General features: G+C 72.4%; 18 protein-coding genes and 1 pseudogene. 8 read left to right on the plus strand and 11 right to left on the minus strand.

The annotated features are described in order from the left end of the window. Together DC008_RS06800 and DC008_RS06805 are read left to right on the plus strand one after the other, a co-directional pair. Positions 1-930 carry a GNAT family N-acetyltransferase gene (locus tag DC008_RS06800; protein ID WP_108706164.1) on the plus strand — a complete coding sequence of 310 codons (930 nt, stop codon included), beginning with the start codon at positions 1-3 and terminating at the stop codon, positions 928-930. Then, complete coding sequence (locus DC008_RS06805; RefSeq protein WP_108706165.1) at positions 911-1,414, plus strand: ribonuclease FAU-1 family protein; 504 nt, start codon at positions 911-913, stop codon at positions 1,412-1,414. Before DC008_RS06800 ends, DC008_RS06805 begins: the two co-directional genes overlap by 20 nt. 1 nt (position 1,415) lies before the next feature. Here the strand turns inward: DC008_RS06805 and DC008_RS06810 are convergent. Next, positions 1,416-2,032, minus strand: a pseudogene (locus DC008_RS06810) (class I SAM-dependent methyltransferase). Positions 2,033-2,177: 145 nt separating this feature from the next. On the opposite strand from DC008_RS06810, the gene DC008_RS36230 reads away from it, so the two are divergent. After that, the gene (locus DC008_RS36230) at positions 2,178-2,312 is read left to right on the plus strand and encodes a hypothetical protein (protein WP_108706166.1); all 135 of its coding nucleotides are present in this window, start codon (positions 2,178-2,180) and stop codon (positions 2,310-2,312) included. A 30-nt stretch (positions 2,313-2,342) separates the two neighbouring features. Here DC008_RS36230 and DC008_RS06820 read toward each other — a convergent pair whose 3' ends face one another. After that, a complete protein-coding gene (locus DC008_RS06820) occupies positions 2,343-2,792 on the minus strand; it encodes a GNAT family N-acetyltransferase (RefSeq protein WP_108706167.1) in 450 nt (149 codons plus the stop codon). A gap of 163 nt (positions 2,793-2,955) precedes the next feature. Between DC008_RS06820 and DC008_RS06825 the strand changes: the two genes are divergently transcribed. Then, positions 2,956-3,942 carry a lytic polysaccharide monooxygenase auxiliary activity family 9 protein gene (locus DC008_RS06825; protein WP_108706168.1) on the plus strand — a complete coding sequence of 329 codons (987 nt, stop codon included), beginning with the start codon at positions 2,956-2,958 and terminating at the stop codon, positions 3,940-3,942. A 72-nt stretch (positions 3,943-4,014) separates the two neighbouring features. On the opposite strand, the gene DC008_RS06830 is transcribed toward DC008_RS06825, so the two are convergent. Together DC008_RS06830 and DC008_RS06835 are read right to left on the minus strand one after the other, a co-directional pair. Beyond that, entirely contained in the window at positions 4,015-4,884 is an 870-nt protein-coding gene (locus DC008_RS06830) for an esterase/lipase family protein (RefSeq protein WP_108706169.1), read from the minus strand. Between the two features lie 176 nt (positions 4,885-5,060). Next, positions 5,061-5,507 (minus strand): MarR family winged helix-turn-helix transcriptional regulator, encoded by a 447-nt coding sequence (locus DC008_RS06835; protein ID WP_108706170.1) that lies wholly within the window; start codon positions 5,505-5,507, stop codon positions 5,061-5,063. Between the two features lie 121 nt (positions 5,508-5,628). On the opposite strand from DC008_RS06835, the gene DC008_RS06840 reads away from it, so the two are divergent. Next, a complete protein-coding gene (locus DC008_RS06840; protein ID WP_055622950.1) occupies positions 5,629-6,003 on the plus strand; it encodes a cupin domain-containing protein in 375 nt (124 codons plus the stop codon). A 35-nt stretch (positions 6,004-6,038) separates the two neighbouring features. Here the strand turns inward: DC008_RS06840 and DC008_RS06845 are convergent, their stop codons facing one another. Then, positions 6,039-9,548, minus strand: a complete 3,510-nt coding sequence (locus tag DC008_RS06845; RefSeq protein ID WP_108706171.1) for a DNA polymerase III subunit alpha — start codon at positions 9,546-9,548, stop codon at positions 6,039-6,041. Positions 9,549-9,703: 155 nt separating this feature from the next. On the opposite strand from DC008_RS06845, the gene DC008_RS06850 reads away from it, so the two are divergent. After that, positions 9,704-10,741, plus strand: coding sequence for an ABC transporter permease (locus DC008_RS06850; protein ID WP_108706172.1), 1,038 nt, complete (start codon positions 9,704-9,706; stop codon positions 10,739-10,741). A 58-nt stretch (positions 10,742-10,799) separates the two neighbouring features. Here the strand turns inward: DC008_RS06850 and DC008_RS06855 are convergent, their stop codons facing one another. The 3 genes from DC008_RS06855 to DC008_RS06865 all read right to left on the minus strand — a co-directional run bounded on the left by DC008_RS06855 (position 10,800) and on the right by DC008_RS06865 (position 15,023). Beyond that, entirely contained in the window at positions 10,800-11,882 is a 1,083-nt protein-coding gene (locus tag DC008_RS06855; RefSeq protein WP_108706173.1) for a S1 family peptidase, read from the minus strand. Positions 11,883-12,294: 412 nt separating this feature from the next. Further along, positions 12,295-13,200 carry a S1 family peptidase gene (locus tag DC008_RS06860; protein WP_108706174.1) on the minus strand — a complete coding sequence of 302 codons (906 nt, stop codon included), beginning with the start codon at positions 13,198-13,200 and terminating at the stop codon, positions 12,295-12,297. 566 nt (positions 13,201-13,766) lie between these two features. Continuing rightward, positions 13,767-15,023, minus strand: a complete 1,257-nt coding sequence (locus tag DC008_RS06865; protein WP_208645819.1) for a DUF5685 family protein — start codon at positions 15,021-15,023, stop codon at positions 13,767-13,769. Positions 15,024-15,337: 314 nt separating this feature from the next. Between DC008_RS06865 and DC008_RS06870 the strand changes: the two genes are divergently transcribed. Then, on the plus strand, positions 15,338-15,775 hold the full coding sequence (locus DC008_RS06870; protein WP_055622772.1) for a cell division protein SepF: 438 nt from the start codon (positions 15,338-15,340) through the stop codon (positions 15,773-15,775). A 36-nt stretch (positions 15,776-15,811) separates the two neighbouring features. On the opposite strand, the gene DC008_RS06875 is transcribed toward DC008_RS06870, so the two are convergent. Together DC008_RS06875 and DC008_RS06880 are read right to left on the minus strand one after the other, a co-directional pair. Beyond that, positions 15,812-17,002, minus strand: coding sequence for an acyl-CoA dehydrogenase family protein (locus DC008_RS06875; RefSeq protein ID WP_108706176.1), 1,191 nt, complete (start codon positions 17,000-17,002; stop codon positions 15,812-15,814). A 111-nt stretch (positions 17,003-17,113) separates the two neighbouring features. Further along, positions 17,114-18,715 carry an MFS transporter gene (locus DC008_RS06880; RefSeq protein WP_108706177.1) on the minus strand — a complete coding sequence of 534 codons (1,602 nt, stop codon included), beginning with the start codon at positions 18,713-18,715 and terminating at the stop codon, positions 17,114-17,116. 454 nt (positions 18,716-19,169) lie between these two features. Between DC008_RS06880 and DC008_RS06890 the strand changes: the two genes are divergently transcribed. Then, entirely contained in the window at positions 19,170-20,198 is a 1,029-nt protein-coding gene (locus DC008_RS06890; protein ID WP_108706179.1) for a phosphatase PAP2 family protein, read from the plus strand. A 91-nt stretch (positions 20,199-20,289) separates the two neighbouring features. Here DC008_RS06890 and DC008_RS06895 read toward each other — a convergent pair whose 3' ends face one another. After that, positions 20,290-20,505, minus strand: coding sequence for an I78 family peptidase inhibitor (locus tag DC008_RS06895; RefSeq protein ID WP_108710588.1), 216 nt, complete (start codon positions 20,503-20,505; stop codon positions 20,290-20,292). Positions 20,506-20,700: the final 195 nt, after the last annotated feature.

The following is a 20,700-nucleotide window of genomic DNA, read 5'->3' on the forward strand; positions in this document are numbered from 1 at the left end:
ATGACCGTGATCGTGCGCGACCTGCGCGGCGAAGACCCCGACGACGTCGAGCGGTTCGTCCACTGCCGCCGCCTCGGCCTTCCGTACATGCTGTGGGACGCGGACGCGGTCCGCCACCACCGGACGCACACCCACCCCGACGCCCACTACCGGTCCCTGGTGGCGGAGGAGGACGGCGAGACGATCGGCACGGCCCAGACCGGACTCGCGTACGACAGCCCGGAGCCGGGCCAGGGCTACCTCAACGTCTACGTACGGCCGGACCGCACGGGGCGCGGCGCGGGCCGGCTGCTGGTGCGGGCCGCCGAGGAGCATCTGGCCGCACGGGGTGCGACCCGGCTGTTCTCCTGGGTCCTCGACGAGCCCGGGCATCGCGCGTTCGCCGAGCGCCGCGGCTACCGGCCCAGCCGTTCCTCCCACTTCCTGCGCCTGGACCTGGCCGGGGCGGCGCTCCCCCCGCTCCAGGACCCGCCGCCCGGTGTCGAGCTGCGCACCGCCGCGGACTTCGCGGACGACCCGCGCCCGCTGTTCCTGCTGGACACCGAGGCCACGTCGGACGAACCGAGCGACGTCCAGGCCGAGTTGACCGACTACGAGGCCTGGCTGCGGGAGACCTGGCAGCACCCCCTCCTCGACCTGGACCTCACCACGGTCGCCGTGGCCGACGGCCGCCCCGTCGCCTTCAGCGTCGCGCACACGGACCGCGCCACGCGCTACGCGACGGCCATGACCGGCACGGCACGCGCCCATCGCGGCCGGGGCCTGGCCAAGCTGGCCAAGACCCACTCCCTGCACCGCGCCCGCGCCGCGGGGTACACGGAGGCTCTGACCGGCAACGACAGCGACAACGCGCCCATGCTGGCGATCAACCGCCGGCTCGGCTACGAGATCTGTGCGACGGAGGTGCGGCATGTCCGCGAACTCGGCTGACCGGCCCGCCCGGCTGGACGTGGTGCTCGTCAAGGGCGGGCGTACGAAGATCCGTTACGCGGCGGAGCTGCTGGACGACGACGGTGTCCGCGTCGCCGTCCGCGCCCCGTGGGCGGGCTCCGGGGTGCGTGACTTCGGCTTCGTGCGCTTCGAGCCGGGTGACGTCTTCACCGAGTACTACTGGCGGGACCGCTGGTACTCGGTGAAGGAGGTCCGCGCCGCGTCGGGCGCCCGCAAGGGCTGGTACTGCGACGTGACCCGCCCGGCCGCGCTGTCCGGCGGTGAGCTGGTCGTGGAGGACCTCGACCTGGACCTGTGGTGCTCGGCCGACGGGACGCAGGTGCGCCGGCTCGACGAGGACGAGTTCGCCGAGAGCGGTCTGGCCGAGGCCGACCCCGGGGCCGCCGCCGCGGCGGTCGCCGCCCTGGACGAGCTGGAGGCGCGCGCGAGGGGCGAGGGCGGCCTGGAGTCGCTCCTGCGGTAGGTCACCGCGGAACGGCGACGACCGCGTACCGCTGGTCGGTGACGGTCCTCCCCCACAGCCGGGCGTCGTCCGACAGCTGCTCCACACGGACGTCCCCGCGAGCGGGGCGAGCAGGCCGGTGAGCCGGTCCGCCGGGATGCCGGCCGGGCTCACCGTGCCCCACACGCCCTCCACCAGCACCAGCCGTCCCCCCGGCCGCAGCAGCCCCACCCAGTGCCGCAGCACACGCGCGGGGTCCGGGAGCGTCCACAGGACGTGCCGGACGAGCACGGCGTCGAACCGGTCCTCGCCGACCGGGGGCGCCGCCGCGTCACCGACGAGGAACACGGCGTCACGCCCGGCGAGCTTGGCGCGGGCGCGCTCCACCATCGCCGGCGACAGGTCCACCCCCGTCACCCGGTGTCCCTGCTCGGACGCGAGCAGCGACAGACTGCCGGTGCCGCAGCCGATGTCGAGGACGTCGCCGGGGCGCGCGGGCAGCCAGGAGCGCAGCCGGTCCGCCCAGGCCTGCCGCACCTCGGGGTCGCGCAGGCCGTGGTCGGGCTCGTCGTCGAAGGTGGGCGCGGCGGCGTCCCAGTCCGTGTACGCACTGCTCAGAGACTGTTCACCGTTCGTCATGGGCCCATCGTGACACCCGCCACTGACAACGGGATTCGTGACGGCCGCCACTGACAGGACCTGCGGCGATGAGGAACTCTCCCCGGACGCGTCTACCTCCGTGCCAACGCGGAACACGGTAGGCACTGCGCCGAAGGAGGCAGCCATGCGCCGGACAACCGTGCAGAAGCCCCTGAAGAAGTCGGATGCACGCAGGGTTCGCGAGGAGGCGGATCAGTCCCCGTGGGGACGACCCGAGATCCGCAAGGACATCGCCCGCACCTGGTGGCCGGAAGGCTGAGACGCCGCGCCGCCGCCGTGCCGGACCGGATCAGCCGAGCCGCTTGCGATAGTGCAGGCGGTCGTAGGGCCCGCTCACGCGCCGCTCGACGACCTCGTACCCGTACTTCGGGTAGATCTTCTGGTTCTCCCACATCATCGCGTTCGTATGGAGCCTGACCTCCGGCAGACGAAGCGCACGCGCGTGTGCCTCCACGAACCGCAGCAGCCGTCCCCCGACGCCCTGTCCCTGGGCGCCGGGGTGCACGGCGACGGTGTCCAGGTACAGATGGTCGGGGTGCGCCTCGATCACCACGAGCCCGGTCACGGGCCGCCCCGTCACATACACCTTCCCCGCCGCCACGTCCGCCGCGTGGTCGGCCTCCATGGGCACGGGGACCACCCCGATGCGCTCGATGTACGGCGTGAACGCCGCGTCGATCACGGCCTTCACGGCCGGGACGTCGGCGGCGGTGGCCGGCCGGATCAGCTCGCTCGTCATGGGACGACGGTAGCTACCTGATCCCAGGCTGAGCGCTTCCTTAAGGCGACCCTAAAGATCGCCATCAGCCCTCTCCGGCAGGCGATTTCGGCGTTCATCCGGGCTAACTTCTGATCGCCCCCACGGGATTCACCCCTGCACCAGGCCCACGAGGAGATCAGCCATGCCCGCACGCCGCAAGGCCGCCGCAGTCGCCGCGCTCGGTCTGACGCCGCTCGCCCTGACCGCTCTCGCCGCCGCGCCCGCCTCGGCGCACGGTTCGCTGGGGGACCCGGTCAGCCGGGTCTCGCAGTGCTACGCGGAGGGCCCGGAGAGCCCGAAGTCCGCCGCGTGCAAGGCGGCCGTCGCGGCCGGCGGCACCCAGGCCCTGTACGACTGGAACGGCATCCGCATCGGCGACGCGGGCGGCCGGCACCAGGAGCTGATCCCGGACGGGAAGCTGTGCAGCGCGAACAACGCGGAGTTCAAGGGCCTCGACCTGGCCCGCTCGGACTGGCCGGCGACGAGCGTGAGCAGCGGCTCGCACACCTTCAAGTACCGGGTCACCGCCCCGCACAAGGGCACCTTCAAGGTGTACGTCACCAAGCCCGGCTACGACCCGTCGAAGCCGCTGGCCTGGGGTGACCTGGATCTGGCGAACCCGGTGGCGACCGCCACCGACCCGGCGGCCGAGGGCGGCTTCTACACCTTCTCCGGCCGGCTCCCGGAGCGGTCCGGCAAGCAGATGCTGTACACGGTCTGGCAGCGCTCGGACAGCCCGGAGGCGTTCTACTCCTGCTCGGACGTGACCTTCGGCGGCGGTTCCCACCAGGCTCCGGAGGCGCCGGCCTCGCAGGAGCCGGCTGCCCCGAGCGCCTCCGCGCCCTCCGAGGAGCAGATCGAGGCGGGTACGGAGAAGTCGACGGTCGAGCACGGCGGCCACGGCGACCAGGACGCGCGGACGTCGGCGGAGCCGGCCGCGGCCGATCCGACGCCCGCCGCCCAGGCCAACCAGCCGAAGGCGGCCTCCGCCGGGGAGAACCTGGCGGAGACGGGAGGGGACGCCTCCACCGGGTATCTGGCGGTGGGCGGCGCGGCCACGCTGGCCCTCGGGTCGGCGGTCCTGTTCGCGTCGGTGCGCCGACGGGCGGCGGGCGGCGCCCGGCGCTGATCCCTCGGGTTCCGGGGCCTGAACGGCGGCTCAGGCCGGTCAGGCCCCGGCGGTGTGTCCGCGGTCAGCCGCTCAACTGATCGCGGACGCGCAGGTCGTGGGGGTGGCGCGGGCCGGGTCGAGCGCGTTGGCCACCTCGTGGAAGGCCATCCGGTCGGTCAGGCCCACCAGGGCGTGTTCGGACAGGTCGAGGACGCACTTGTCCTGGATGAGGACGTTCTTGACCGAGGAGCCGGACAGGAACTGGGTGCGGTACGGGGTGACCACCTCGTCGTACTTGGTGGCTATGACGGTGTAGCGGACTCCGGGGACGGTGTCGCCGCCCGCGTTGAGCCGCTTCATGAAGTCGGACCCGGCGACCTGCTGGGCGAGGGCGGGGGTGGCGGCGTTCAGGAGGTCGCCGGCGCCGGGGAAGTACGGCAGCAGGTTGGCGAGCCCGGACAGGGTGGTGCCGTGGTTGTTGGGCGCGATGCCGACGAGGGCGTTCACCTTGGGGGCGCCGCCGAGGAACTTGAGGTAGTAGCGGGGCATCATGCCGCCCTGCGAGTGGCCGACGAGGTCGGCCTTGCCGGCGCCGGTGGCGGCGAGCACCTTGTCGACGAAGGCGGAGAGCTGTTCGGCGGACTTGTCGATGGGGCCGAGGGCGTGGAAGAACGGCACGCCCGGCAGCTGGCCGTAGTCCAGGGAGAAGACGCAGTAGCCCCGGTCGGTCAGATACGGCGCGAGAAACAGCCAGTTGTCCACGGAGTTGGCGAACGTTCCGTGCACGAGGACGACGGGGCGGGGGTGGGCGGTGGAGGGCTTGCAGGAGTAGTCGTTCCAGCCGCTGCTGGGTGCTGCCGCCGTCGGGGCGGCCTGGGCGGCGGTGGCGGGGACGACGGCGACCGCGGCGGTCAGCAGCAGCGCGGCCAGCGGTCTGAGCACTCGTTTCCAGGGCAGCATCGGGTGATCTCCTCGCGACTCAGGGGAGGTGCGACGGCCTTACGCCCTGTGATCCGGATCACGAAGGATGCTGTTCACTCGTCAAGTTACGGGCGAGTAGCAGCCGGTGGGAAGTTACGCGTCGGTAAAAACTTCCAGCGGTAACCGCGGTATCTGATAACGCCCCTGACAGGACGTCACCAACTGGGACGGACCGGACCATGCACGGCGATCCGCGCCAGCCCGTGCAGCAGGGCCCGCAGGCCGTCCTCGCCCAGCACCTCGCCCCAGGCCCCCACGACCTCCGCCGCCGCCGCCTCGGCGGCTCGGGTGCAGGCCCATCCCCGCTCGGTGAGCACGACCAGCCGGGCGCGCGCGTCCCCGGGGTGCGGCCGGCGCTCGGCGTACCCCTTGCGCACGATCTCGTCGACCAGCTGGCTCGCGGCCTGCTTGGTGACCCCGAGATGGGTGGCGAGCTCGGTGACCGTGGCGCCGTCCGGGGCGAGCCGGGCGAACGCGAACCCGTGCGCGGGCCGCACCCCGTCGAACCCCCGGCCGACCACGCCGTCATGGATGCGCCGGGTGAGGTCGCCGGCGGCGGAGAGCAGGGCGGCGGACAGGGCCATGGCGTCGGAGTTCTGCACACGGGCATTGAAACACCCTTGACCAATCGGTCAAGCAGCTTGACCATATGACGTATGGTCAAGCTGCTTGACCATCGAGAACCGACGAGAACCACCGAGGACCATCGCCAAGGAGTCACCCATGCCTGTCGTCCGTCCGTCCGAAGCCGTGGTGCACGAGATGCACGGCGCCCGTTTCGTCTCGTACGCCACCCCGCTCACCGGGAGCCGGGAGCTGTGCGCCTGGCGCGGCGAGGTGCCGGCCGGCACCCGCGCGCCCGCGCACACCGTCAGCAAGGAGGAGATCCTGCACATCCTCGACGGCGGTCTGCGCGTCACCCTCGACGGGGAGACGACCGACGTCACCGCGGGCGACACGCTCATCGTCAACGCCGGCGCCACCCTGACCGTCGAGAACCCGGGCACACGTCCGGCGATCACCTGGGTGACCACGCTCGTCGGCCTGGAGGCGGAACTCGCGGACGGGACGCGTATCGCTCCCCCGTGGGCCCGCTGAGGTTCAGGCCTCCTCCGGGAGGCCGGCCGACGCTGTCATCCCGCGCTCCCCGGGCTCTGGTGCCACAACTTCCGCCCTCCGGCGGGCCCTTCGCCCGCGGGACGCAGATCGGCCCAGGGGTGCATCTCGTACCCCGTGGACATACGGATGGTCCGCTGCCGCTCCATCTGGTCCTGGGCCGCGGAGCCGGCCGGCGCGGGCGTCCCCTCGGACCCGGCGAGCCGGCGCCGCGCCGCTCCCTCGCCGTCGGAACCGTCCACGGGGCCGCCGCCCCCGGCCAGCCGGGCGGCGACGCCCTCCAGGCCCTCGCTCCGGCGCACCTCCAGCAGGTCCGCGAGGTTCCAGGCGGCGGAGCCCACGACGCTGAGGCTGCGCGGCCCGCGCCGCTGCACGACGCCCCGCACCAGCAGCAGCCAGGAGTGGAAGACGGTGTGGGCGCAGGCGTCGTGCGAGTCGTCGAAGAAGGCGAGGTCGACCAGGCCCGTCCCGTCGTCGAGCGTACTGAAGATGACCCGCTTGCCGGACCGGATCGGCGGGGTCTGGGTGGCCGCCTTGGCGCCCGCGACCAGCACGGTCTCCCCGTGCCGCGCCTCCCGCAGCCGGCGTGCGCCGATCACGCCCAGCTCCTGGAGGAACTCCCGGTGGTCGTCCATGAGATTGCGCGAGGCGTCCATCGACAGCACCCCCAGCTCGGCGCTGAGCCGCTCCTCGGAGGTCAGGTCGGGCAGTCCGGCGGCGGCCGTACGCCGTCCGCCGGCCAGTGGGAGCTGGTCCCCGCCGCCGCCCCGGGCGCCCCGGTGCAGTTCGGTCAGATGCAGTTGCAGGTCCCGCCGGTTGGCGCCGAACGCGTCCAGCGCGCCGACCTGGGCGAGCCGCTGGGCGAGCGGACGGCTGGGCCGGGCCCGTTCCCAGAAGTCGAGCAGGGAGGCGTACGGCTGCCCGGCCGCGATCCGGGCCGCCTCGGCCTCGCTGATGCCGTACACATCGGAAAGGGCGAGCCGCAGTCCCCAGGTGCCGCCGGACTTCCCCGATCCGGACACCAGTTCGATCTGATGGGCGACGCCCGAGACGTTCACGTCCAGCGGCAGGATCGGCACCCCGCGCCGCCGCGCGTCCGCGAGCAGCAGCCGCTTCGGGTACATCCCGGGATCATGGGTGAGCAGCCCGGCGTAGAAGGCGGCCGGGTGATGGGCCTTCAGCCAGGCCGACTGGTAGGTCGGCACGGCGAACGCGACCGCGTGCGCCTTGCAGAAGCCGTACGAGCCGAAGGCCTCGACGATCTCCCAGGTCCGCCCGATGGTCTCCGCGTCGTACCCCTTGGCCGCCGCGTGCTGGGCGAACCACACCCGGATCCGCGCCTGCGACTCCGGGTCGGAGAGCCCGCGCCGCACCCGGTCGGCCTCGTCCCGTCCGCAGCCGGTCATGAGGTGCACGATGTCGATGATCTGCTCGTGGAAGACGACGACCCCGTACGTGTCGCGCAGTGGCTCGGCCAGGTCGGGGTGCGGGTGGCGCACCGGCGCCCGCCCGTGCCGGGCCTCGATGAACGGCCGCACCATGTCGGCGGCGACCGGTCCTGGCCGGAACAGCGAGATGTCCACGACGAGGTCGTGGAAGGTGGCCGGCTGGAGCCGTCCGACCAGGTCCCGCTGGCCCGGCGACTCGATCTGGAAGCAGCCGAGCGTCTCGGTGGACCGGATCAGCCCGTAGGTCGCCGGGTCGCCGTCGGGCACCCCGTCCAGGTCGATCCGCTCGCCCGTGGCCCGTTCCACCTCGGCGACCGCGTGCGCCATCGCGGACTGCATCCGCACCCCGAGGACGTCGAGCTTGAGCAGCCCGAGGTCCTCCACGTCCTCCTTGTCGAACTGGGACATGGGCAGGTTCTCGCCGCTGGTCGGCACGACGGGCGTCCGGGCGTGCAGGGTCGCGTCGGACAGGAGCACCCCGCACGGGTGCATGGCGATGCCGCGCGGCAGGGCGTCCAGCGCCTCCACCAGCTCCCACAGCCTGCCGTACCGTTCCCGCTCCCCGGCCAGCCGGCGCAGCTCGGGCAGTTCGTCCAGGGCCGCGCGGGCGTCCCGGGCCCGGATGTGCGGGAAGGACTTGGCGATGCGGTCGATGTCGGCCGGGTCCATCGACAGGGCCGCACCCACGTCCCGGATGGCGTGCCGCACCCGGTAGGTCTCCGGCATGGAGACGGTCGCGACCCGCTCGCTCCCGAACCGGTCGATGATCGCGCGGTAGACCTCCAACCGCCGTGCGGACTCCACGTCGATGTCGATGTCCGGCAGCACCAGCCGCCGTTTGGACAGGAAGCGCTCCATCAGCAGCCCGTGCTCGACGGGGTCGGCGTGCGCGATGCCGAGCAGATGGTTGACGAGGGAGCCCGCGCCGGACCCCCGGGCGGCCACCCGGATGCCCATGGCGCGTACGTCGTCGACGACCTGGGCGACCGTCAGGAAGTAGGAGGCGAAGCCGTGGTGGGCGATGATGTCCAGCTCGTGGTGCATCCGCTCCCAGTACGCCCGCCGCCCGTCGTAGCCGCGCCGCACCATTCCGGCCACCGCACGGGAGGCGAGCGCCCGCTGGGCGGTGCGCCGGCCGGCGCCGACGAGATACGGCTCGGGGAAGTGAACGGTGCCGATGCCGAGGTCGTCCTCGGGGTCGACGCGGCACTCGGCGGCGGTCGCCGCGGTCTGCTCCAGCAGCCGGCGCGCGGTGTCGGGACGGAAGCCCGCCGCCTCCACGATCCGCTCGGCGGCCCGCTCCATCTCCTCGGGGCCCTTGAGCCAGGCCTGACCGGAGTCCCGTTCCCCGAGGGCGTCGACGGGCACGAGCCGGCGCGCGGCGTCCAGCACGTCGGCGACCGGCCCTAGACCGGGATCGGCGTACCGCACGGCGTTGCTCAGCACCGGCCGGATCCGCTGCTCGGCGGCGAAGCCCACGGTGCGGGCGGCGAGCCGCAGTGACCCCGGGCCGGTGCCCTGCCGTCCGTGCCACACGGCCTCCAGCCGCAGGGCGTCGCCGTAGACCTCCCGCCAGGGGGCGAGCAGCCGGGCCGCCCGGTCTGGGCGTCCGGCGGCGAGCGCGCGGACCACGTCGGAGGCGGGGCCGAGCAGGACGGTCAGCCCGTCGCCCTGGTTGTCGGCGCGGGGCAGCAGGGGCGGGCCGTCGCCGCGGTGGGCGGCGGAGACGAGCCGGCACAGGTCGGCCCAGCCGCGGGCCCCGTCCCGGGCGAGGAAGGTGACGCGCTGCGCGGGCTCGTCGACGAACGCGCCGCCGCGTACCGGGGTCCGCCGGCGCCCCGGCGTCTCCTCGCGCGGCGCGGACTCCTCCACCGCCAGCTCGACGCCGTACAGCGGGCGTACGCCGGCCGCGGCGCAGGCCTTGGTGAAGCGGACGGCGCCGGAGAGCGAGTCGCGGTCGGTGAGGGCCAGGGCGTCCATGCCCCGCTCGGCGGCCCGCTCGGCCAGCCGCTCCGGGTGGGAGGCGCCGTGCCGCAGGGAGAACCCGGAGACGGTGTGCAGATGCGTGAAGCCCGACACACGCACCTCCCTGGCGGGCCCGAGATCGACCCTCGAACATCAGTTCCCTACTCCCTCACCATAAACCATCTCCACACCCTTATCGAACACCCGTACGACACTCATTCGGTCCTCCCCCACCTGCGCGGACACCCCTCCCCCCGGAGCGTTGAGGCATGACGCAGCCCAGCCCCTTCCTCGCCGAGGTGAAGGAGGCCGTCACCCCCCGGGCCACCCTGCTCGTGGCCGGTGTGCTCGCCCTCAGCCTGCTCTTCATCACCTCGTACGTCGGCGCCCTCCACGACCCGAAGCCCAGGGACGTCCCCGTCGGTGTCGTGGCGCCCCCGGCGGTCGCCGAGCAGACGGTGGACCGGCTGTCCGCGCTGCCCGACGGCCCCCTGGACCCCCGGGCGCTCCCCGACGCGGAGACGGCCCGCGCCCAGATCGTGAACCGCGACATCTACGGCGCCCTGGTGATCGACCCGGCCGGCACCCGGGACACCCTCCTGGTCTCGACGGGGGCCGGGCGGGTGCTGGCCCTCACGCTGGAGACCGTCTTCACCGACCTGGAGCGGACCCAGGACCGCACCCTGCGCACCGTCGACGTGGTCCCGGCCGACCCGCAGGACGCCAACGGGCTCACGTCCTTCTATCTGGTCGTGGGCTGGTGCGTCGGCGGTTATCTCTGCGCGTCGATCATGACGATCAGCTCCGGTGCCCGCAGCCCCACCCCACGGCGCACCCTGATCCGGCTGCTCTCGATGGCCGTCGTCGCCGTCGTCGCGGGGCTCGGCGGCGCGCTGATCGTCGGGCCGATCCTCGGCGCGCTCCCGGGCAGCACCGCCGCGCTGTGGGGCCTGGGCGCCCTGACCGTCTTCGCGGTCGGCGCGGCCACCCTCGCCTTCCAGTCCCTCATCGGCATGGCAGGCATCGGCCTGGCCATCGTGATCGTGGTGATCCTCGGCAACCCGAGCGCGGGCGGCGCCCTCCCGCCCCCGCTGCTCCCCCCGTTCTGGCGGGACATCGGGCCCGCCCTGCCCCCGGGTGCGGGCACCTGGGCGGCCCGCTCGATCGCCTACTTCAAGGGCAACGACTCCACGGGCTCCCTGCTGGTTCTGTCTGCGTGGGCGGTCGGCGGCGTGGTCGTCGCCCTGCTGACGGCGGTGCTGCGGGGCAGGGACCGGGACCGGACGGAGACCGCCGCCGTCCCGTGAGGGGACGACGAAGAGCCCCGCCCCCCGACAGCGGGGGCGGGGCTCTCATGCAGAGGCGTCAGCCGATCTCGGTACCCGTGGCGGAGAGCGCCTCGGTCACCGGCTGGAAGAAGGTCTCGCCGCCGGAGGTGCAGTCACCGCTGCCACCGGAGGTGAGGCCGACCGCCTTGTCGCCGGAGAACAGCGAGCCGCCGCTGTCGCCGGGCTCGGCGCACACGTCGGTCTGGATCAGCCCGTTGACGATGTCGCCGTTGCCGTAGTTCACGGTGGCGTCCAGGCCGGTCACCTTGCCCTCGTGCACCTGGGTGGTCGAACCGCTCCGGGTGACCGCCATGCCCACGGTGGCCTCGGCGGCACCGCTGATGGCCTGCGCGGAACCGTTGTAGAGGTTCACCTCGCTCGGGTGGTCGACGTCGGCCGTGTACTTGACCAGGCCGTAGTCGTTGTCGGGGAAGCTCGAGTCCGCGTTGGTGCCGATCTGCTGGCCGCTGGAGTCGGACCAGGCCGAGATGGACTCGGTGCAGTGCCCGGCCGTCAGGAAGAACGGCTCGCCGCCCTTGACGACGTTGAAGCCGAGCGAGCACCGCCCGCCGCCGCCGGTGATCGCGTCACCGCCCGCGATGAAGGGCTTGAACTCCCCCTTCGAGCGCTTCAGTTCGACCGTGGTGCCCAGTCCGTCGGCCACCTCGGTGAGCTTGGCCCACTCGGCCTTGGAGACCGTGCGGTCGGCGGTGACCACGACCTTGTTGGTGGTCGGGTCCGTCACCCAGGCGGTGCCGGGGATGGTGGCGTCCTGCTTCAGCGTGGTGCGGGCGCTTCTGAGCTCGGCGAGGGAGTTCTGGACGACCCGCGCCTCGGCGCCGGCCGCCTCGACGGCGCCGGCGGCGGCCTCGTCGAGGACGTTCACGACGAGGCTCTTGGCCTGGGCGTCGTAGTAGGTGCCCGCGGCGTCGGCGCCGAGGTCCTTCACAAGGGTCGAGGCGAGCTTTCCGGCCGCGCCGGCCGACAGGGTCTTCGGCGCGGAGGTCTCCGGTGTCTCACTCGCGTTCGCGGACTGCAACGTCACGCCGGCGGCGACCAGTGCGGCGATGCCCGCACCTGCCACGGCGACACGGCGCCTGGGTATGCGTCGGTGCTTCAACTCACGTCCTCCTGTGGGGGGTCGGCCCGAAAGGTTGTGGGGACCTCGTCGGACCGGAAGGCGTACGGCCACGGGGGCGACTCACAACAAAAGCCACACCCGCGCCGGTTGAACAGGCCTCACTATTCCTATGTTCGACAGGAGCACACAAGGTCGACTTCAGGACGGGCACAGAACACACGCACACACCCCCCAAATCTTGACCATGCACAGTCACACTCATGGTCTTCGCTCAGCAAACACCGCGAGCGAGCACGGCATCAGCAGCGGGTGAGGTCTACTCCTGTCCTGAAATCGCCCCCGAGGACTGGATATACCTGGGGACACGACGACGAGCCCCCGCACGCGATCGCGTGCGGGGGCTCTTCCCGATGCCGTGCGGACCTCACATGTGCCGGGACGGCACAGCCCGTCAGTAGACGCTGACGCCGTAGGCGGACAGGGCCTCGGTGACCGGCTGGAAGAAGGTCGTGCCGCCGGAGGAGCAGTTGCCGCTGCCGCCGGAGGTCAGACCGTACGCCGTGCCGTTGCTGCCGTAGAGCGAGCCGCCGGAGTCGCCGGGCTCGGCGCAGACCGTGGTCTGGATCAGGCCGGAGACGATGTCGCCGCCTCCGTAGTTGACCGTCGCGTTGAGGGCGGTGACCCGGCCGCTGTGCGTACCGGTGGTCGAGCCGTCCCGGATGACGGTCGTGCCCACGCTCGGCGTGGCGGCGCGGGTGATGTCCACGCCGTTGGCGGTGCCGGGCCGGCTGACGGAGCCGGTGTAGCGCACGATGCCGTAGTCGTTGCCCGGGAAGCTGGAGCCGGCGGTCGAGCCGATCACCGTGGTACGCCCGGAGTTGGAGTACCAGGTGCCTGCGCCGTCGGTGCAGTGGCCGGCCGTCAGGAAGTACTGGTTCCCGCTGCTGTCCTGGACATTGAAGCCGAGGGAGCAGCGCCAGCTGCTCGCGTAGATGGCGTCACCGCCCTGGATGAACTTCTGGAACTTGCCGGGGGTGCGCTTGATCGTGAGCGCGTCGGCGCCGGAGCCGGCCTGCTCCTTGATCTTCGCTATCTCCGCCTGGGAGACCGTGCTGTCGACGGTCACCGTCACGCGGTTGGTCTTGCTGTCGACGGCCCAGGCGGTGCCGGGGACGTCGGCCTTCAGCACGGAGCCGCTGACGCTCTTGAGCTGGGCGGCGCTGAAGGTGGTGGGGGTCTCTGCGGCGGTCGCGTTGGGGATCGCGAAGGCCGCCGCGGCGACGAGGCCGGAGGACACGGCGATCAGCCGGGTCCGTCTCGTGATGCCGCTGCGAGGAGTGGTGCGCTTGATCCTCACGTTTCGTTCCCTCCAAGGGAAGTCGGGGGCCCGCGTGGGGTCGGGGCCCGTGAGGCGCAGGCAGGAGGGGTCATCGTCCGGATTCCGAACATGCCGTGCTCCTGACAAGCGCTGAGGGGAGTATTCGGCCGAACGACCGGTCGGCACAAGGGTGCCTTTCGGCCGTCAACATTTGAACCATGTGTGCGCGTTGGCCGAGGCTGTCCGCATCGGCGCCGGTCAGAGCCGGTTGCGCGCCCCCTCGCCCGACGCGCCCCCGACGCCGCCGAAGGGGCCCGCCGGGCATGCGGCGCCCCTGCAAGAGGGGCGCGAGCCACGGTCGGACCGGGCGCGGACCGGCGGCCGGTACCGCACCGGGGCGCACGGCGTCCCCTCACCCGGGCCCGCGCGCTCCGCGCCCCGGAACGCCTCGGCACACCTGACGCCCGCCCCCGCGCACGCCGCCCACTCCTCGCCGGATGGCCGGAAGTAGCCCCTCCGGATAGCCGATTCCCGGATCCCGTTCTCCGGATCCCGGTTACCGGTTCGCGGTTCGCGGTTCGCGGTTCGCGGTTCGCGGTTCGCGCCTAGCAGCCGTCGCACGGGCAGCAGCAGTCGCACCCGTCGCAGTCGCAGTCGCGGCAGCAGCCCTCGCGCTTCTTACGGGACCACGGGCCCTCGTACTCCTTGGCGCAGCACAACTTGCAGGTGCAGCACAGCAGCCAGAACATCCCGCAGCCGGCCCAGAATCCGCGCCGCCCCTTGGGCGGCTGCGGGGCCGGCCCCTCCCCGAAGCCCCCGAAGCCCCCGAAGCCACCCCCGCTCCCGCTTCCGCCCGCCGCGCCCCCGCCTCCGGCGTACGGATTCCCGCCCCCGGCGTACGGGTTCTGCGGCGCGCCCCCGTACGGCCCCTGCTGCGGCGGCTGTCCGTACGGCCCCTGCTGCGGCGGCTGCCCGTACGGGCCGGGCTGATGGGAGGCGCAGACCGGCGTCGTGCCGAACGCGCGGTCCACGGAGCGCCGCAGTTCGTGCACGAGCAGCAGGTGCGCGAGCCCGGGCTCGGTGAACTCCACCTCGCGCAGCGCGAGCCGCACCCCGTGCACGGCGTCGTCGGCGAGCCGCCGCGCCTCCGCGAGGGAGGTCCCGGTGGCGGTCAGCGGGTTCCACGCACCGGCCTCGGCGTCGGCGGCCAGGTCCTCCACGGCGTCCAGGAGGTGCGCCAGCCGTCCGAAGAGCCGGCCTGCCTCGGCCAGCGGCCCGGCGTTGCCCGGCCGTCCGGCGAGGACGGCGGTGTGCGCGAAGGCGGCGGCCGTCGCGGTCTCCGTCGGCTCGGTGACGGTGAGGATCGGTGTGCCGGGCCCGGCGAGGGTCTCGATGCCGAGCTGCCGGTCGACGGCGTCGACGAGGACGGCCGTGTCGAAGCCGACGGCCGAGCCGGAGCGCAGCCCCGCCGCACCCCAGCCCGCGGCCACCCGGCGGGCGGCGAGCGCCACCGGCCGGCGGGCCAGCAGCCCGTCCCCGTCGGCCACGTGGTCCCGTACCTTCGCGGAGGCGAGCACCAGCGAGACGGCGGCGGCGAGCCGGGCGCCCTCCCCCTGAGCGACGGACGCGGTGCGCATTCCGCGCAACGGGCACGGCCCCGCCGTACGCCGCAGCGCCCCCGACCGGTCGGACTGAGCCTCCGTCAGGACGGATATCAGCAGCCCGTCGTAATTGGTGACCACCCGGGCGAGCTGTCCGTGGTCCCCGCGCAGTGCGAGACACAGCCCGCACAAATGCGCCATCCATTCCGTGGTGAACCGCTCTCCGAGCCGGTGCCGGCAGGGCCTGACCATTCCGAACATGACGCTCCCCCGAGGTTGTTCCACTGCGCCGGGCTGCCGCATCGTACCGGCCGCCGTGCCTTTCCCCCCGGGCGCGTCGTTCACCCGGACGCACCCCTCATCACCCGGTCGCCGTGAAGAATCATATTTCACTCACAGTCAGCAGCCGTTTGTGGCACGCCCCTTGGGGGACACGGACTCTCGACGGATTCGCTGTGCACCAGTACCGTCACAAACCCCCCGCGCGGCGTCTATCCACTTGGCGCGACGTCCGCATCATGGATGACCATAGGGATGCGGAATGGAAAGAAAGACCGCTGTGAGAGGAGGCGTCCATGGGATCGGTGCGCAAGGCGAGTGCCTGGCTGGGCCTCGTTGACGACAACGATGACGAGCGTTACTACGACGACGACTACTCCGAAGGGACCGAGTCCGGGGATGCCTGGGTCACCGACCCGCGGGTCAAGGTGGCCACGGACGTCGCCGAGGAGAAGGGCCGCCGTATCGGCACGGTCACCCCGGACAGCTTCCGGGACGCCCGCGCCATCGGCGAGCTGTTCCGGGACGGCGTCCCGGTCATCATGAACCTCACGGCCATGGAGCCCGCCGACGCCAAGCGTGTCGTCGACTTCGCGGCGGGGCTCATCTTCGGTCTGCGCGGTTCGATCGACCGCGTGTCCAACCGGGTGTTCCTGCTGTCCCCCGCCGACACCGAGATCGTCAGCGGTGAGCCGGCGGCGCACCGCGCGGACGGCTTCTACAACCAGAGCTGAGGCAGGGCCGCTCGCCGGCCCTGCCCCTCATGGGGTTCACCGGAAGGCGTCCAGCCCGGTGAGCGCCTTGCCCAGCACGAGCTGGTGCATCTCGACGGTGCCCTCGTAGGTGAGCACCGACTCGAGGTTGGTCGCGTGCCGCATGATCGGGTACTCGAGCGAGATCCCGTTGGCACCGAGGATCGTCCGGGACGTACGGCAGATGTCGATGGCCTCACGGACGTTGTTGAGCTTGCCGAAGCTGACCTGCTCGGGACGCAGGCGGCCGGCGTCCATACGCCGCCCGAGATGATGGGCGAGCAGAATCCCCTTGTGCAGTTCGAGCGCCATGTCGGCGAGCTTGGCCTGGGTGAGCTGGAAGCCCCCGATCGGCCGGCCGAACTGCTCCCGTGTCTTCGCGTAGTCGACGGCGGCCTCGAAGCAGGACCGCGCCGCCCCCATGGCCCCCCACACGATCCCGTACCGGGCGTGCGAGAGACAGCTGAGCGGGCCCTTCAGCCCGACGACCTCCGGCAGCACCGCGTCGGCCGGCAGCCGTACGTCGTCCAGAACCAGCTCGCTGGTGACCGAGGCCCGCAGCGACAGCTTGTGCTTGATCTCCGGCGCGGAGAACCCGGCGCTGTCCGCCGGCACCACGAAGCCTCGGATCCCCTCGTCGGTCTGCGCCCACACCACGGCCACCCCGGAGACGGAGCCGTTGGTGATCCACATCTTGCGGCCGCTGAGCACCCAGTCGGAGCCGTCCCGCTTGGCGTAGGTGCGCATGGAGGCGGGGTCGGAGCCGTGGTCGGGCTCGGTCAGCCCGAAGCAGCCGATGATCTCGCCGGAGGCCATCCGGGGCAGCCAGGTCTGCTTCTGCTCCTCGCTGCCGAAGCGGTGGATGGCGTACATGGCGAGCGAGCCCTGCACGGAGACCAGGGAGCGGATGCCGGAGTCGGCGGCCTCCAGCTCCAGACAGGCGAGGCCGTACTGCACGGCCGAGGCGCCGGCGCAGCCGTAGCCGGTGAGGGACATCCCGAGGGCGCCGATCCCGCCGAGTTCCCGCGCCAGCTCCCGGATCTCGGGCAGCTCGCCCTTCTCGTACCACTCGGCGACATGGGGCAGGACCCGGTCCGCCGCCCAGCGCCGCACCGTGTCCCGGACCGCGAGGTCCTCGGGCTCGAGGAGGTCGTCGATGCCGAGGGGGTCGGCGGGGTCGAACGGGGGCAACTTCACGGACGCGGACATGGGACACCCTCCGGCAGCACGAAAACTAGCACCGCTCATCATCATCGACTGGCCCCGACGCTACGACGTGGTGTTCCGCACGTCCAGTGCGCACCGGGCGCGCCCGCGCGGTCAGGCGGAGACGCGGCGCTCGACGGCCTCGCGCGGCTTGGGCAGCTCCACGGGCGGGGTCTCGCACTGCATGACGCGGGGCAGCTTCAGCGCCATCGCGGCTCCGAGGAGCAGCAGACCGGCGCTGACGAGGAGCGTCACATGCAGTCCGTGCACGAAGGAGTCGCGGGCCGCGTGCCGCAGGGCCAGACCGGCGGGCCCGCCCAGCTGCGCGGCGACCTCGTAGGCCTCGCCCAGTGAGTGCGAGGCGGAGGTGGAGGCGGCGGCCGGGACGCCCTCGACCCGGGTGAGGCCGGGGGCGTAGGCCGCGTTCATCACGCTGCCGAGCAGGGCGATGCCGATGCCGGCGCCCAGCTGGTAGGAGGTCTCGCCGATGGCGGCAGCGCCTCCGGACTGCTCCTGCGGCGCCTCGGAGAGCATCGACTCGTACGCCCCGAAGAGCGTGGTCTCCAGTCCGAAGCCGAGCAGCATGAACCCGGCGACCATCAGCGCGGAGTTGTCGGTGCGGCCCATGAAGGTGAGCAGCACGACGGCGGCGGCCGTCAGGCAGAAGCCGAAGCAGACCATCGCCCGCGGCCCGAACCGGCGCAGCATCCGCGCTCCCGCCAGCCCGGCCGCCATCGCGGCGAAGGTCAGCGGCAGCAGCCTCAGCCCGGTCTCCAGCGGGGACAGGCCGAGCACCAGCTGGAGGTACTGCGCGGCGATCAGTTCGAGGCCGACCAGGGCGAGCATGGCCAGCACGATGCATCCGACGGAGGTGCTGAACGCGGGCCGCGCGAACATCGTGAGGTCGACCAGCGGATACGTCCGCCGCCGCTGCCGTCGCGCGAAAAGAACCAGCAGGACCGCGCCGAGCAGGAGCGGCGCCAGGGTGAGCGCGCTGACCACGGGCTCCCCGCCGCCCAGCCGCTTCACGCCGAGGACGACGCCGAACAGTCCTGCCGCCGCCATCAGCGCGCCGACGACGTCCCAGGGGCCCCGGCCGTCGCCCTTCGACTCGGGCAGCAGCAGCCGTCCCACCGGCAGGCTGACCAGCATCAGCGGGATGTTGACGAGGAAGACCGAGCCCCACCAGAAGTGCTCGAGGAGGAAACCGCCGAGCAGCGGCCCGACCGCCGCGCCCACGGCGGCGACGGCGCTCCAGATGCCGATGGCCAGCGCCCGTTCGCGCCGGTCGGGGAAGACCTGGCGCAGGATGGACAGGGTGGCCGGCATGATCATGGCTCCGCCGACGCCGAGCAGCGCGCGGGCCAGGATCAGCACCTGTGGATCGTGCGCGAGGGCGGCGAGACCGGAGGCGAGGCCGAAGAGGCCGTACCCCAGCAGCAGAACGCGTCTGCGGCCCACCCGGTCGCCCAGCGTGCCGAACAGGATCAGCAGCGAGGCGCAGACGAGCGGGTAGATGTCGACGATCCAGAGCAGCTCTATCGCGCCGGGCCTGAGGTCCTCGGTGACGGCGGGTACCGCCACGTGCAGGACGGTGGCGTCGACGGCGACCAGCAGCAGGCTGACGCAGAGGACGACGAGGACGACCCAGCGGTTGGCACCGGCCCCGGCCGCCCGACGGCGCAGCGCAGCGGCGGCCGTGGTCGTCCCGGACATGTACGTACCTCCCAGATGTTCCCTCGCCCCGGCGGGCTCACGGGGTGGGGACTCCCCGAGACTCGGCCGGAGGAGCGGTGTCTCCGGCCCGCGCGACGAAGGGCGAGTGACTCGTCAGAGTACGCGAGTCCGCGAGGGCACCGAGTGGCGGACCTCTCAGACCTCCGCCCGCATCTCTGTGGTGTACGCCACACGGTCGGCCGAACCGGTCCCCGTCCGGCCCACCCCGGAGGGTGATCGCCGGACGAAGGTCACCCGAGGCTCCGATGAACGAATTCATAAGACCCGAATAACAAAGGGCCGCGGCGATCAATGGAATTGAAGGGACAGGGGCGCGGGGATTAGCGATTCTCAGGAATTGCGGGGCGCGTTGAGAGGAATGCCACATCACATCGTCATCACAAAGCCGCGGAATCGCCGTTGTACCGCGCTCACTCGCTGTAACGTCGATTGGGTGTGTACCGAACGAAAGCTGACCCGTCTGGACCGGGTCTTCGCCAGGCTGGACCGGGAGCCCGAACGCCCGGCCCACATCGATGTGCCGCGGATGACCCCGCACCGGGTGGTGCTGTTCGCGGCGACCCTCGCCTTCTACGGGGCCATCGTGTGGGCCGTCGTCATCACCTCGTGGCTGGTCCGGCTGGACTGGCAGGTCATGTTCTTCCGGCCGTACCAGCAGTGGGCCGAGATCCACGCCTTCGTCGACTACTACGTGGTGCTGGGCCAGCGCGGCCCCACCGCCGTGATGGTCGCCGCGTGGCTGGGCTGGCGCTCCTGGCGGCAGCACACCCTGCGCCCGCTGCTCGCGCTCGGCGTCTCGCTGCTGTTGCTCAACGTGACGGTCGGCGCCGCCAAGCTCGGCATGGGCCGCCTCGGACCGCACTACGCGACCGAGATCGGCTCGAACGAGATGTGGCTCGGCGGCGATATATTTCCGAGCGGTCACACCGCGAACGCCGTGGTCACCTGGGGCATCCTCGCCTATCTGGCCTCCACCCCGAGAGCCCGCCGCTGGCTGTCCGCCGTGTCGGCGGTGACCTCCCTGGGCGTCGGCATGTCCACCGTCTACCTCGGTACGCACTGGCTGAGCGACGTGCTGCTCGGCTGGGCCGCCGGCCTGCTGATCCTGCTCGCCCTGCCGTGGTTCGAGCCGCTGATCGCCCGCGCCGAGGCCTGGCTGCTCGACCTGCGCGACCGCCTGCGGGAGCGCCGGGCCGCCGGAGCGTCCGTGCCGGTCACGCCGGCCGAGGCCCCGGTGCTGGTCACCTCGCAAACGCCCGTCGCCGAGGACGAGGCCGCCGCCGCGCGGGAGACCGGCCTCGCGGCCCGTGGCCCCCGGGCGCCGGTCTATCTGGCGCCCGGCCCGCACACCGCCCGCGCCGAGCGCGCCCCGGGGACGCCGACCGGGAGCCGCCGGCCGCCGCACACGGAGCGCACCACGCGCGGCGCCGCCTCGACGGCCCGCCCCGTGACCGGCGCCTGACACCCGGGCCGCGGGGCTTCGGTACACACAGCGCCCCGCGGCATCACGAAGGCCCCGGCTCCCTCGACGGGAACCGGGGCCTTCGGCGTTTTCAGCCCTTCCAGGCCCGTACGACCTGGCCGTCCTTCACCTCGAAGTTCAGCCGTCCCGCGCGGTACTCCATCGTGATGATCGCCCCCGGCGGCAGCGCGCGCACCGTGGGCCACCCACGGGTCCGGGCGCGGCGCTCGGCCTCGCCGGCGTCGAGTCCGACGTAGGTCTCCGGGTCGTCCTGGGGTTCGGTGGGGGGATGCGGAATGGGTGCCATGCGGCCCACGCTAGGGCCTCGGCACGGGATGGGGCCAGGGGTGCCCGGCTGCGCGGAGGCACGCCCGTCCCCCGCCCGCGTCCCCTCGGGGTCACGCTTTTGTCACAGCATCACTACACACGTTTCGGTCACCGCAACGGCGGTGGCGGACACGATGAGCCGTCACACGAACGAGGGATTTCCGGGGTTCTGCGC

The organism is Streptomyces nigra, assembly GCF_003074055.1.
GTDB classification, from domain to species: Bacteria; Actinomycetota; Actinomycetes; order Streptomycetales; family Streptomycetaceae; genus Streptomyces; species Streptomyces nigra.